Origin of the sequence: Nocardioides sp. PD653-B2 (assembly GCF_002117935.1) — a bacterium.
Classification (GTDB): Bacteria; Actinomycetota; Actinomycetes; order Propionibacteriales; family Nocardioidaceae; genus Nocardioides.
This window is the reverse complement of the sequence record NZ_BDJE01000004.1, coordinates 262542-275205: the sequence shown is the minus strand read 5'-3', so window position 1 is coordinate 275205 and position 12664 is coordinate 262542. Positions and strand designations below refer to the sequence as shown.

Sequence of the window (12664 nt, the reverse complement as noted above, 5' to 3'; positions counted from 1 at the left end):
GCCGCCTGTCGGAATCGAACCGGCGACATGCCTATTAAGAGGTACGGCCGCACGACACGTGTTAGGCAGCAGTTGGCAATCCCGGACTTTCGTAGATTCTTAGCCGACTGCCGTCTCTGTGAGATGACAGAATTCAGGTGCAACTGACGGTTTAACTTGCGTTACTGACAGAGTTGCCCGACTCCGGCATCTATGTCGGGTCACATCAGTGCGCCATGTCGACGAAGCGTGAGTAGTGGCCCTGGAAGGCGACGGTGATGTCGCGGGTCGGCCCGTTGCGGTGCTTGGCGACGATCAGGTCGGCCTCGCCGGGACGGGTCGACTCCTTCTCGTAGACGTCGTCACGGTGCAGCAGGATCACCATGTCGGCGTCCTGCTCGAGCGAGCCCGACTCGCGCAGGTCGCTCATCATCGGGCGCTTGTCGCCGCGCTGCTCGGGGCCACGGTTGAGCTGGGAGAGCGCGATGATCGGGACGCTGAGCTCCTTGGCGAGCAGCTTGATCTGGCGGGAGAACTCCGAGACCTCGAGCTGGCGGGACTCGACCTTCTTGCCCGACGTCATCAGCTGCATGTAGTCGATGACGATCAGCTTGAGGTCGTGGCGCTGCTTGAGCCGGCGGGCCTTGGCCCGGATCTCCATCATCGTCATGTTGGGCGAGTCGTCGATGAACATGGGCGCCGACGACACCTCGCCCATCTTGCGGGCCAGCTTGGCCCAGTCGTCGTCGTTCATGTTGCCGTTGCGGATGTGGTTGAGCGGCACCTTCGCCTCGGCCGACAGCAGCCGCATGGTGATCTCGGAGCGCGTCATCTCGAGGCTGAAGAAGACACTGGTCAGGTTGTTGTGGATCGACGCCGCGCGGCACAGGTCGAGGGCGAGCGTCGAGTTGTGGGTCGGGATCATCGACTCACCCGCGAGGTAGAGGTGGTCGTCGTTGTCGACCTGGACGCAACGCACGGGCACGCTGTCGACCTGGCGCACGGCGGTCACGTAGCGGCGGCCGATCCGTGCGGTCGTGTCCGGGCGCTCCTCCTTGTGCAGCTGATGCTTGCGCTGCAGCCAGAAGACGTCGTCGGTCGTCGAGAAGTTGAGGATGTAGCAGGTCGACGTCTCCTCGGACCGACCCTGGACGCGCCTCGACGTGCGACCGCACTTGTAGCCGAGGCTGACGACGAGCTCGTAGACGTCGTCGGCGAGCTGCTTGCTCGTGACGGCGAACTGGCACGAGCCGACACCCTTGACGACAGTGCCGTCGGTGTCCATCAGACCGGCGAGCAGGGCCCGGCGTTGCGTCTCAGAGGCCCGGAGGTAGTCCTGCGGGATGTGCTTGTTGCCGAGGACCCCGATCTTGCGGAGCAACGCCTGGAACGTGCCGCGATCGGCGTAGCAGCCCGCGCACAGGATGCGCTTGCCCGCGCGCTCGCCACAATCCACGCACACACCGGACGGGACGTTCCACTCGTCGTCGGGCAGCTTGATGCTGTAGAGCATCGCTCCGTGGTGCTCGACGACGAGGTCGCAGACACCCTCGAGCCGCATCGGGATCTCAGGCGTCTCACAGGTGATCCTTGCGCTCGCGCTGTGCCCGTCACCCAGCCACACCCCCAGGGCGTACGCCGGCACGGCGAGCTGCAGATCAGCACCGGTCAGGGGCGCCGCGTTGAGCACTGCGTGGTTGGCCCGGCCCTCAGCCCCGACGCGCACGGTCGCGGCGATCTCCTCGGTCGTGACGACCGACGGGAAGACGTGCTGGTTGACCGTGCGGTTGTAGTGGCGCTCCGCCGCCCACCTCGACTTCCGGGCTGCCCGGGTCTCGGTCAGCCACTGGTGCTGGGCGTCGGCGACGATCCGGGACCCGTCGGAGAACTCGACCTCGTAGCACGGGCGGTCGGCCATCACGTCGGTCGCCGCGACGACCGTCGTCGGGCGCCCCTGGGCGTCGTACAGGCGGTCACCGACGCGGACCTCGCCCATCGTCGTCCAGCCGTCAGGGGTCGGCAGCGGGGTGTCGAGCGCGAGCGCCTTCCCCATGGCGGGGCGCGCCGCCACGATGATCATCTGGCCGGAGTGGAGACCGTTGGTGAGGTCGTCGAGGTCGGCGAAGCCCGTGGGCACCCCGTAGAGGCCGGCCTCGCGGTTGCCGATCGCCTCGATCTCGTCCAGGACGCCGTCCATGATGTCGGAGAGCGGGGCGTAGTCCTCGGCCGAGCGCCGGTCGGTGATCTTGTAGACCTCGGCCTGCGCGGTGTCGACGATGTCGTCGACCTGGCCCTCGCCGGCGTAGCCGATCTGCACGATCTTGGTGCCGGCGTCGACGAGGCGCCGCAGGATCGCCTTCTCGCGGACGATCTCGGCGTAGTAGCCCGCGTTGGCCGCGATCGGCACGTTGGCCGAGAGCGTGTGGAGGTACGACGCCCCGCCGATCCGCTGCAGCTCGCCGCGGCGCTGGAGCTCGGCGGCGACGGTGACCATGTCGACCGGCTCACCGCGCCCGTAGAGGTCGATGATCGCGTCGTGGATCGTCTCGTGGGAGGGCCGGTAGAAGTCGACACCGCGCAGCGCCTCGGAGACGTCGGCGATGGCGTCCTTCGAGATCAGCATCGCCCCGAGCACGGACTGCTCGGCGGCCATGTCCTGCGGCGGGGTGCGGTCGCCCGGCGTGGTGGGTCGTTCGCCCGGCGCGTAGGACGCCGGACCGTCGCCCCAGTCGTCCAGCGGGGGCTCCGGCATGCCTCGCGAGCCCTGGTCGGTGACGCTCACCCGTAGCCCCTCCTGATCCGCATCGGTCGACCCCTGGCCGCTGCTCCGTCGGGCAGCCGCGGCGTGCTGCCGAGGCTAGAGACGACCACCGACACCCCGGGACCGTACGCGGTCCGGCGGGTCCGGCGACACCCCGTCATCCACACCCCCCGGCGTCGCCTGGGGATAACTCGTGTGCTGCCCGTGGACGACACGCGGGCACCTGTGCACAGCCTGGGGAGCGGCCTGTGGAGGACCGGCCCCCGGAACCCCGGAGTACCCTTCTGACCTGCACAAACAGTTGCTCACAACTGTGGAACCAAAACTCCTGGCAAGAAAAAGTCGTTCACCTCCCGTCCACCCGGGCGTCACCGCACGGTTTGTCGACATAGCGCCCCGGAGCAGGTTTCCCCCGCTTCATCCACAGGTGTTGATAACTAGTTACGTAGGGGTCATTTGACGAGCATGTCTCTTACTATGACTAGGCTGTGGTCGTGAGGAACGGATCGGACCGGGAGATCCTCCGGCTCGCGGTCCCGGCGTTCCTCGCCCTGGTCGCCGAACCCCTCTTCCTGCTGGCCGACGCGGCCATCGTCGGCCACCTCGGCACCTCCCAGCTCGCCGGCCTCGGGATCGCCGCGGTCGTGCTGCAGACGGCGGTCGGGCTGTGCGTCTTCCTGGCCTACGGCACGACCGCCAGCGTGGCCCGCCACCTCGGCGCGGGTGACCTGCGCGGGGCCTTGACGCAGGGGGTCGACGGGCTCTGGCTCGCGGTCGCGATCGGCGCGGGCGTGACCGTGCTCGGGGTGCTGCTGACCGGCCCGCTCGTGCACGCGTTCGGCGCCTCCGACGAGGTGACCGGCCCGGCTGCGACCTACCTGCGCATCGCCTTCCTCGGCACGGTCCCGCTGCTGCTCATGCTCGCCGCCACCGGTGTGCTCCGAGGCCTCCAGGACACCCGCACCCCGCTGGTGGTGGCCGTCGGCGGCAACGCGCTCAACGTCGCACTCAACCTGCTGCTCGTCTACCCGGCCGGCCTCGGCATCGCCGGATCCGCCCTCGGCTCGGTGATCGCGCAGGTCGCCAGCGCGGCGGTCTTCGTCGCGGTCGTCGCCCGTGCGGCGAGGCGCCAGGGAGCGTCACTACGGCCCGACGTCCCGGGCATCCGCGCCGCGGGCCGCGCGGGCGTGCCGCTGGTGATCCGGACGCTCACCCTGCGCGCCGCGCTGCTGGTCACGACGTACGCCGTCACGCTCGGCGCCGTGGGCGCGCGCGAGCAGGAGGTCGACCTGGCCACCCACCAGCTCGCGATGACGCTGTGGACCTTCCTGGCCTTCGTGCTCGACGCGATCGCGATCGCCGCCCAGGCCCTCACCGGTCGCTCGCTCGGCGCGGGCGACGTGGACGGCACCCGCGCGACCACCCGCCGGATGGTGCGCTGGGGCGCCGTCAGCGGCGTGGTCACCGGCGTCCTCCTCGCCGCGGCCAGCCCCCTGCTCGGACCGCTCTTCACCGGCGACGCGGAGGTCCAGGACCTCCTGGTCCCGGTGCTGGTCGTGGCCGCGGTCGGGCAGCCGCTGGCAGGCGTCGTGTTCGTGCTCGACGGGGTGCTCATCGGTGCCGGCGACGGCCGCTACCTCGCCCGTGCGGGGCTGGTCACCCTGGTCGCCTACGCACCGGTCGCCGTGGTCCTCGCGCTCGGGTCCGCCGGCCTGGTGGCGATCTGGGTCTCGTTCGCCGCCGTCTTCATGGGCGCCCGGTTCGTGGTGCTGGTCCACCGCGCCCGCGGCGACGCCTGGCTGGTGACCGGCGCCCGTAGGGCGGCGCCGTGAAACCGCTCCAGGCCGTCGCGATGGGTCTGGTGATCGTTGCCCTCAGCGCCCGGGCCGACGGCTACGACCTGGTCGCCGACCCGCTCGGCTGGCTCCTCGTGCTCCGCGGGATGACACAGCTGCCGCGCTCGACGCCCTGGTGGGACACCACGACCTTCCTGGCCGGCCTGGCGCTCCTGGTCTCGGTGCCGCTGTGGTTCCCGGGTGTGGTCGACGCGCTCGCCGGCACCGACGACTCCCTGACCTGGGCGGCCAACCTGCCGCAGATCGCCTTCGTCGCCACGCTGTGCGCCGCGCTCGCCCGGACGGCGACCGAGGCCGGCGACCGGTCGCCGGCGAGCTGGCTGAAGACCGGCAGCACCCTCACCGTCGCGGCCGGCGTGCTCCCGATCGTCGTCTACACGGTCGAGCCCTCCCTGCTGCTCCCGCTCCTCCTGCTGGCGACGGTCGCCCTGGTCCTGGTCATCGTGCTGCTGTTCCGCTACTCGTCCCGGCCGTGGGCGCTGCCCGGGGTGGACCAGACCGCCACCCACGCCGAGGGCGTCGACACGTAGCCCCGGGGGAAGGGTCGCCGTTGAAGGGCCGGGAGCACACGCACGCATCGGAGGGACTCATGCGCCATCTCACGACCCGGCGAGCCACGGGCGGTCTCGCCGCGCTCCTGGTCGGGGCACTCCTGCCGCTCCTGCCCGGGGCCGCACCGGCGCTCGCCGCGGACCCCTGCCTGAGCGAGGCCCAGCCCACCGACCCGCTCCTGGGACTCCCGACCGGACCCGGCTGCGACGACACGGTCCCGCCCACCACGTCGATCCTCACCAGCCGACCCGCGGTGGTCGGCGGCTGGATCCGGACCACGAGCATCGCCATCGACTTCCAGGGCGAGCATCCCGACGCCGACGCCGACCCGATCGCCTACGAGTGCCAGTTCTACGACAGCCCGGCCGCGCCGACCTCGTGGAGCCCCTGCACGAGCCCGGTCAGGTACGACGACCTCGACGAGCGCGGTGCGACGCCGTACACGTTCCGGGTCCGCGCCGTCGACGCCACCGACGACGCCCACGACCTGACGACCGACCCCTTCTTCCCGGCCGACGCCGACCTGCCCGACTACGACCAGACGCCCGCCGAGCTCGTCTTCCGCGCGGACGCGACGACCCCGAGCACGTTCGGCTTCCTGCGCACGACCTACTACGACCAGGACCAGCAGGCCACCCCGATGGTCACGGCGACGAGCGTGCAGGTGACCCTGCAGAGCGACGAGGGCGACGACCAGCAGCCGGCGCGCTACCGCTGCCGGCTCGACGGCCGCGCCGTCGCCTGTGCCGACGGCCTGGCCACGCTGCGGGGACTGAAGCCCGGCCCGCAACGGTTCACCGCCGCCGCGGTCGACCCCGCCGGCAACGTCGACCCGACGCCGTACGTCCAGTCCTTCTTCGTGCCGCGCAACCTCACCGCCGGCGACGTCGTGAGGTCCTCGAAGGCCGACTGGCGTCGGGTCCGCCTCTCGAGCGCGTTCGCCGGCGACTACCTGCAGTCCTCGACGTACGGCGCGACCGCCGCCTTCCCGGTCCGCAACGTCCGGGAGATCCGCCTGCTGGCACCGGCTGGACCCCGGCTCGGCCGGGTGCAGGTGCGGATCGGCCACGCCGCGTGGACCACCGTGAACCTGGCGTCGGCGAAGGCCGAGGCGCTGCACGTCTACCAGCTGCGCGACCAGTTCAGCCCGCTGAGGAGCGGGCTGCTCCAGGTGCGGGTCGCCTCGAGGGGCAAGCTCGTCCGGGTGGACGCGGTCTCCGCGCGCTGAACCCGCGTCCGCCCTCGAACGCGACAGAGGCCGCCCCTCCCGAAGGAGGGACGGCCTCTGCCGTGTGAAACGTTGCCGCTGCGCTCGGGTCAGGCCGGGATGACGTTGAGGGCCACCGTGGCGGACACCTCGTCGTGCAGCTTGACGGACACCTCGTGGGCGCCGAGCGACTTGATCGGGTTGTCGACCACGATCGTGCGCTTGTCGACCTGCTCGCCCGAGGCGTCGGCGAGAGCGCCGGCGATCTCGGAGACGGTGACGGCGCCGAAGAGGCGGCCGCCCGCACCAGAGCGCACCTTGACGGCGACGGACTGGGCCTCGAGCTTGGTCTTGATCTCGACCGCGTGGTCGTGGTCGCGCACCGCGCGCGAGGCACGGGCGCCCTTGATCGACTCGACGGTCTTCTCGGCACCGCGCGACCAGCGCAGCGCCAGGCCGCGCGGGACGAGGTAGTTGCGGCCGTAGCCGTCCTTCACCTCGACGACGTCGCCGGGGGCACCGAGACCGGTGACTTCCTGGGTCAGAATGAGCTTCATGTCGTCAGCTCCCTTCAGCGACCGGTGGACGTGTAGGGCAGCAGTGCGACCTCGCGGGCGTTCTTGACCGCGATCGCGACGTCCCGCTGGTGCTGGACGCAGTTGCCGGTGACCCGACGGGCACGGATCTTGCCCCGGTCGGAGATGAACTTGCGGAGCAGGGTGGTGTCCTTGTAGTCGACACCGGTCGCCTTCTCCTTGCAGAACTGGCAAACCTTCTTCTTGGGCTTGCGAATCACTGCCTTGGCCATTGTGGTGCTTCCTTTCTAGAAGCCCGGCTTGCGCCGGAATGGTTGAGGGATTCGGTTGGGTTGGTGCTGGTGGATCAGAACCTGGCTCGGTCTCGATACGCCCGTCTCGGCTTCGCTGCGCTCAGCCGTGGGCTACTCGACCTGGCACCGGGTCGTCGCCTCGCTTCGCGAGGCGACGGGTGCTCAGAACGGAGGCTCGTCGGAGCCCACGCCGGGTGCGCCCCACGGGTCGTTGCCCGCTGCCGGAGCGGACGAGCCGCCACCGGCGGGAGCGCCGCCACCTTGAGGAGCGGGCGTGGCCCACGGGTCGTCGCCACCGGACGCCGCCGGCCGCGACTGGGCCGCCTGGCCGCCGCCACCGGAGTAGCCGCCGCCACCACCCGAGCGCGAGGCCCGGGTGACCTTGGCGGTCGCGAAGGCGAGCGACGGGCCGACCTCGTCGACCTCGAGCTCCACGACGGTGCGCTTCTCGCCCTCGCGGGTCTCGTACGAGCGCTGCTTCAGGCGCCCCTGCACCACGACACGCATGCCGCGCTGGAGGGACTCGGCGACGTTCTCCGCGGCCTGACGCCACACCGAGCAGGTGAGGAACAGCGCGTCGCCGTCCTTCCACTCGTTGGTCTGGCGGTCGAAGGTGCGCGGCGTCGACGCGATCCGGAAGTTCGCCACGGCCGCACCCGAGGGGGTGAAGCGCAGCTCCGGGTCGTCGACGAGGTTGCCGACCACCGTGATGACGGTCTCGCCTGCCATGCGGTTCTCCCTAAGCGTTGGTTCTGATCAGAGTCGTCCGACCACGTCCACCCATCGTTGCCGCTGGCACCGACACAGGGAAGTGGCCGTCCACAGGCGGTGCCTGCGGACGCGACGGTCAGTGAGCGTCGGGACGCATGACCTTCGTCCGGAGGACGGACTCGTTGAGGGTGAGCTGGCGGTCGAACTCCTTGACCGTGGCCGGCTCGGCGTTGATCGAGATGACGGCGTAGATGCCTTCGGCGTTCTTCTTGACCTCGTAGGCCAGGCGACGACGGCCCCACACCTCGACGGACTCGACGCTGCCACCATCCTTGCGGATGACGTTCAGGTACTTGTCGAGCGACGGCTCGATGGTGCGCTCTTCAAGACTGGGCTCGAGGATGACCATCACTTCATAAGCACGCACAGCGGTCTCCACCTCCTCTGGACTAAGGCGACCACGGTCTTTCCGTGGCAGGAGGGCGATGCGTCCCACTCGGCCGCGAGGCCGGATGGGTGCTCCCGGGGGCCAGCCCCATCGGTGGGGTGGACGCAGAGAACGCCCAAGGCTAACAGCGGGCGGCGGTGGCCAGAAATCACGGAGCGCGGGTGCGTACGCCGCCCCCGGGCCGACCGCCGGTGACGCTGTCGGCGTGGGTGCCTAGGGTGGCCGCATGGACATCGGTGCCCACGTCGACCAGGCCGACCCCGTTGCCGAGGCGCAGGCCCGCCAGGCGCCCCACGTGCAGTTCTTCCTCGGCGACCCGCAGGGCTACCAGGGCCCCGAGTTCCGCTACGCCGGTGGCGCCGAGGGCCTCAAGGCCGACGCCGACGCCGCGGGGATCGGGCTCTACGTGCACGCGCCGTACATCGTGAACGTCGCGACGACCAACAACCGGATCCGGATCCCCAGCCGCAAGCTGCTCCAGCAGCACGTCGACGCGGCCGCCTCGATCGGGGCCCAGGGGCTCATCGTGCACGGCGGCCACGTGAACAAGGACGACGACCCGGAGAAGGGCTTCGACAACTGGCGCAAGGCGATCGACGCGACCGACCTCAAGCTGCCGCTGCTGATCGAGAACACCGCCGGCGGCGACAACGCGATGACCCGCTACCTCGAGCGGATCGGCCGCGTCTGGGACGCGATCGCTGCGACCGAGCAGGCCGATCTCGTCGGCTTCTGCCTCGACACCTGCCACGCCCACGCCGGCGGCAACAGCCTGGAGACCGTGGTCGCCGACGTCCTCGCGATCACCGGGCGCATCGACCTCGTGCACTGCAACGACAGCCGCGACGCCTTCGACTCCGGCGCCGACCGGCACGCCAACCTCGGCGCGGGCAAGGTCGACCCCGAACTGCTGGCCGCGGTCGTGCGCGACGCAGGCGCCCCGGTCGTGCTCGAGACGCCGGGCGGTGCCGACGAGCACGTCGCCGACGCCGCCTGGCTCCGGGACCGGATCTAGCCTCACAGAGACCGCACAGACGAGCCACACGGTCCCGCCAAGGCGCCGCCCCACCGTGGGGCCATGACCGCTCCCGTCCTGGATCCTGCCCGTACGACGCCCGCGCCCGAGCCGCCCGAGCAGCACCGCGACCGGTACCGCCCGGCCCTTGCCGGGCTGCTGGTCGCGACGGGTGTCCTCTACCTGTGGGGCCTCGGCGAGTCCGGGTGGGCGAACAGCTTCTACTCCGCCGCCGCCCAGGCGGGCTCGGAGTCGTGGAAGGCGCTCTTCTTCGGCTCCTCCGACGCCGCGAACTCGATCACCGTCGACAAGACCCCGCTGGCGCTGTGGCCGATGGCGCTGTCGGTGAAGGTGTTCGGCCTGTCCTCCTGGTCGATCCTCGTGCCGCAGGCGATCGAGGGCGTCCTCGCGGTGTGGCTGCTGACCGCCACCGTCCGGCGGACGACGGGCGCGGCGTGGGCGGGCCTGCTCGCCGGGGCGGTGCTCGCGCTGACGCCCGTGGCGGTGCTGATGTTCCGCTTCGACAACCCCGACGCGATGCTCGTGCTGCTCATGGTCGGGGCGGCGTACGCCGTGCTGCGGGCGGTCGAGGACGGGGTCAGGCACCCCGTGCGTTGGATGGCGCTCGCCGGCGCGCTGGTCGGGCTGGGCTTCCTGACCAAGATGCTGCAGGTCTTCCTGGTGCTGCCGGCGTTCGGGCTCGTCTACCTCGTCGCCGGACACCCGCGGGTGCGCACGCGGATCGGCCACCTCCTCGTCGCCGTCGGCACGATGACCGCGGCCGCGGGCTGGTGGATCGCGGTCGTGTCGCTGTGGCCGGCCGCGAGCCGGCCCTACATCGGCGGCTCGCAGGGCAACTCGATCCTCGAGCTGACCCTGGGCTACAACGGGTTCGGCCGGCTGAACGGGGACGAGACCGGGTCCGTCGGCGGCGGCATCGGCGGCGGCATCGGAGGCGGCGGCAGGTGGGGCGAGACCGGCGTCGGCCGGCTCGTCAGCAGCGAGGTCGGTGGGCAGGTCGCGTGGCTGCTGCCCGCCGCCGTGGTGCTGCTCGCCGCCGGGCTCTGGTTCACCGCGCGCCGGCCGCGCACCGACGGCGTCCGCGCGGCCCTGATCCTGTGGGGCGGCTGGCTGCTGGTCACCGGGCTGACCTTCAGCTTCATGGCCGGCATCTTCCACGCCTACTACACGGTCGCGCTGGCGCCGGCCCTCGCGGCGCTCGTCGGGATCGGCGCCCACCAGGTGTGGCAGCAGCGGCGCAGCTGGGAGGCCGGCCCGATCGCGGCCGTCGCGGTCGTCCTCACGGCCGTCACGGCGTTCCTCCTGCTGGGCCGCAGCGCCGACTTCCTGCCGTGGCTGCGGTGGTCGGTCCTCGCCGGTGGCCTCCTGGCCGCGGCCGCCCTGACCGGCCTGCGCCGGCTGCCGCGCCGGCTCGCCCTGGCGGCGGCCGTGCTCGCGCTGGCCGCCTCGCTGGCCGGGCCGGCGGCGTACGCCGTCCAGACCGCCGGCACCGCCCACACCGGCTCCATCCCGTCGGCGGGCCCCCCGGTGACCGGTGGTCAGGGTGGTCCCGGCGGCCGGGGCGGCTTCGGAGGCCCTCCGGGTGCGGCCGGCCAGGCACCCCCGGGCCTGACCCGGGGCCAGCTGCCCCAGGGCGGCCCGGGCGGTGCCGGAGCGGGCGGCCCGGGCGGTGCCGGGGGCCTGCTCGACGCCAGCGAGCCGTCGGCGGAGCTGACCGAGCTGCTCCAGGACGACGCCGACTCCTACACCTGGGTCGCGGCCGCGGTGGGCTCGAACTCGGCATCCGGCTACCAGCTCGCGACCGAGGAGCCGGTGATGGCGATCGGCGGGTTCAACGGCTCCGACCCGAGCCCGACGCTCGCCGAGTTCCAGCACTACGTCGAGGACGGCCGGATCCACTACTTCATCGGTGGCAGCGGCCTCGGCCGGTCGATGGGCGGCAGCAGCGCCAGCAGCGAGATCGCGGCGTGGGTGGAGGCCACCTACACCGCGACCACGGTCGACGGCGTCACCCTCTACGACCTGACGAGCGCCTCGTGAGCGCCGCCCAGCCGTGGGGGTCGCCGGACGCGGCGTCCGAGACCGCCCTGGCCACCCTCGAGATCGTGATCCCGGTCTTCAACGAGGAGCGGGACCTGGCCGCGTCGGTGGTGCGGGTCCGCGACCACCTCGCGAGCCTGCCGTGGTCGTTCCTGATCACCATCGCCGACAACGCGAGCACGGACGGCACGGCGGTGGTCGCCCGACGACTCGACCACGCCGACGACGTGCGCGTCGTCCACCTGGCCGAGAAGGGCCGCGGCCGGGCGCTCAAGAAGGTGTGGAGCGGGTCCGAGGCCGACGTCCTCGTCTACATGGACGTCGACCTGTCGACCGACCTCAACGCCCTGCTCCCGCTGGTCGCTCCCCTGATCAGCGGCCACTCCGACCTCGCGATCGGCACCCGGCTGCGACCCGGCTCCCGGGTCGCGCGGGGACCGAAGCGAGAGCTGATCTCGCGGGGCTACAACCTGCTGCTCAAGGGCACGCTGCGGGCACGCTTCTCCGACGCCCAGTGCGGCTTCAAGGCGATCCGGGCCGACGTCGCGCGCGCGGTGCTGCCCCTGGTCGAGGACAACGCGTGGTTCTTCGACACCGAGCTGCTGGTGCTCGCCGAGCGGGCCGGCCTGCGGATCCACGAGGTGCCGGTCGACTGGGTCGACGACCCGGACAGCCGGGTCGACATCCTGCGGACCGCTGCCGACGACGTCCGCGGCATCGCGCGCCTGGCCCGGGGTCTGGTCAGCGGCCGGCTGCCGGTCGGTGACGTGGCCGAGCGCCTGGGCCGGGCCTCGGCCGACGCCGGAGGTGGCCGGCTCGGGATGCAGCTGGTGATGTTCGGGCTGGTCGGCCTCGCCTCGACCGTGACGTACGCCGTGCTCTTCCTGCTGCTGCGCGGGCCGTTCCCGGCCTTCACGGCGAACCTGCTCGCGCTGCTCCTGTCGACCGTCGCCAACACCGCGGCCAACCGACGGCTGACCTTCGGCGTGACCGGCGCCGCGGGTGCCGTCGGCCACCAGCTCCGCGGCCTACTCGTGTTCCTGGTCGGCCTCGGCGTCACCAGCGCCTCGCTCGGGGCGCTCCACGCCGCGGGGTGGACCCACCGCGGCGCGGAGGTCGTCGTGCTCACCGTCGCGAACCTCGTCGTCACCGTGCTGCGGTTCGTCGCGATGCGGAGCTGGGTGTTCGTACGCCGGGGGGTCGGCCGACCAGTGCGGTGAGGGTCGCGGAGCTCCGGACCCCCTC

General features: G+C 71.6%; 11 protein-coding genes. 6 read left to right on the top strand and 5 right to left on the bottom strand.

Features of this window, described 5'->3' with window-relative positions; all coding sequences use genetic code 11:
* Nucleotides 1-205 precede the first annotated feature (205 nt).
* Nucleotides 206-2632: a replicative DNA helicase gene (gene dnaB / locus PD653B2_RS01935; protein ID WP_207559301.1), complete on the bottom strand. Its 2427-nt coding sequence runs from the start codon at nucleotides 2630-2632 to the stop codon at nucleotides 206-208.
* A gap of 602 nt (nucleotides 2633-3234) precedes the next feature.
* Here dnaB and PD653B2_RS01930 point away from each other — a divergent pair.
* From PD653B2_RS01930 to PD653B2_RS01920, 3 genes are read left to right on the top strand one after another with little or no spacing between them, the layout of a single operon-like run.
* Entirely contained in the window at nucleotides 3235-4572 is a 1338-nt protein-coding gene (locus PD653B2_RS01930; RefSeq protein ID WP_242665088.1) for an MATE family efflux transporter, read from the top strand.
* Nucleotides 4569-5126, top strand: coding sequence for a hypothetical protein (locus PD653B2_RS01925; protein WP_085870617.1), 558 nt, complete (start codon nucleotides 4569-4571; stop codon nucleotides 5124-5126). The genes PD653B2_RS01930 and PD653B2_RS01925 overlap by 4 nt, the downstream gene beginning before the upstream one ends.
* A 59-nt stretch (nucleotides 5127-5185) precedes the next feature.
* A complete protein-coding gene (locus tag PD653B2_RS01920) occupies nucleotides 5186-6376 on the top strand; it encodes a hypothetical protein (protein ID WP_085870616.1) in 1191 nt (396 codons plus the stop codon).
* An 89-nt stretch (nucleotides 6377-6465) separates the two neighbouring features.
* Here PD653B2_RS01920 and rplI read toward each other — a convergent pair whose 3' ends face one another.
* The 4 genes from rplI to rpsF all read right to left on the bottom strand — a co-directional run bounded on the left by rplI (nucleotide 6466) and on the right by rpsF (nucleotide 8322).
* Nucleotides 6466-6912, bottom strand: coding sequence for a 50S ribosomal protein L9 (rplI, locus tag PD653B2_RS01915; protein WP_085870615.1), 447 nt, complete (start codon nucleotides 6910-6912; stop codon nucleotides 6466-6468).
* A gap of 14 nt (nucleotides 6913-6926) precedes the next feature.
* Nucleotides 6927-7163 (bottom strand): 30S ribosomal protein S18, encoded by a 237-nt coding sequence (rpsR, locus tag PD653B2_RS01910; RefSeq protein ID WP_017933521.1) that lies wholly within the window; start codon nucleotides 7161-7163, stop codon nucleotides 6927-6929.
* Between the two features lie 183 nt (nucleotides 7164-7346).
* Nucleotides 7347-7913: a single-stranded DNA-binding protein gene (locus PD653B2_RS01905; protein ID WP_085870614.1), complete on the bottom strand. Its 567-nt coding sequence runs from the start codon at nucleotides 7911-7913 to the stop codon at nucleotides 7347-7349.
* 118 nt (nucleotides 7914-8031) lie between these two features.
* Nucleotides 8032-8322 carry a 30S ribosomal protein S6 gene (rpsF, locus tag PD653B2_RS01900; RefSeq protein WP_085870666.1) on the bottom strand — a complete coding sequence of 97 codons (291 nt, stop codon included), beginning with the start codon at nucleotides 8320-8322 and terminating at the stop codon, nucleotides 8032-8034.
* A gap of 247 nt (nucleotides 8323-8569) precedes the next feature.
* Here rpsF and PD653B2_RS01895 point away from each other — a divergent pair, with 247 nt between their 5' ends.
* The 3 genes from PD653B2_RS01895 to PD653B2_RS01885 all read left to right on the top strand — a co-directional run bounded on the left by PD653B2_RS01895 (nucleotide 8570) and on the right by PD653B2_RS01885 (nucleotide 12639).
* The gene (locus PD653B2_RS01895) at nucleotides 8570-9358 is read left to right on the top strand and encodes a deoxyribonuclease IV (RefSeq protein WP_085870613.1); all 789 of its coding nucleotides are present in this window, start codon (nucleotides 8570-8572) and stop codon (nucleotides 9356-9358) included.
* Between the two features lie 63 nt (nucleotides 9359-9421).
* Entirely contained in the window at nucleotides 9422-11419 is a 1998-nt protein-coding gene (locus PD653B2_RS01890) for a glycosyltransferase family 39 protein (RefSeq protein ID WP_085870612.1), read from the top strand.
* Complete coding sequence (locus PD653B2_RS01885; protein ID WP_085870611.1) at nucleotides 11416-12639, top strand: bifunctional glycosyltransferase family 2/GtrA family protein; 1224 nt, start codon at nucleotides 11416-11418, stop codon at nucleotides 12637-12639. Before PD653B2_RS01890 ends, PD653B2_RS01885 begins: the two co-directional genes overlap by 4 nt.
* Nucleotides 12640-12664 lie beyond the last annotated feature (25 nt).

What these genes read in the sequence shown, in the direction of transcription:
- rplI (WP_085870615.1), bottom strand. Translation starts at nt 6,912, where the DNA reads ATGAAGCTCATTCTGACCCAGGAAGTCACCGGTCTCGGTGCCCCCGGC.
- dnaB (WP_207559301.1), bottom strand. Translation starts at nt 2,632, where the DNA reads ATGGCCGCCGAGCAGTCCGTGCTCGGGGCGATGCTGATCTCGAAGGAC.
- rpsR (WP_017933521.1), bottom strand. Translation starts at nt 7,163, where the DNA reads ATGGCCAAGGCAGTGATTCGCAAGCCCAAGAAGAAGGTTTGCCAGTTC.
- PD653B2_RS01895 (WP_085870613.1), top strand. Translation starts at nt 8,570, where the DNA reads ATGGACATCGGTGCCCACGTCGACCAGGCCGACCCCGTTGCCGAGGCG.
- PD653B2_RS01920 (WP_085870616.1), top strand. Translation starts at nt 5,186, where the DNA reads ATGCGCCATCTCACGACCCGGCGAGCCACGGGCGGTCTCGCCGCGCTC.
- PD653B2_RS01905 (WP_085870614.1), bottom strand. Translation starts at nt 7,913, where the DNA reads ATGGCAGGCGAGACCGTCATCACGGTGGTCGGCAACCTCGTCGACGAC.
- PD653B2_RS01890 (WP_085870612.1), top strand. Translation starts at nt 9,422, where the DNA reads ATGACCGCTCCCGTCCTGGATCCTGCCCGTACGACGCCCGCGCCCGAG.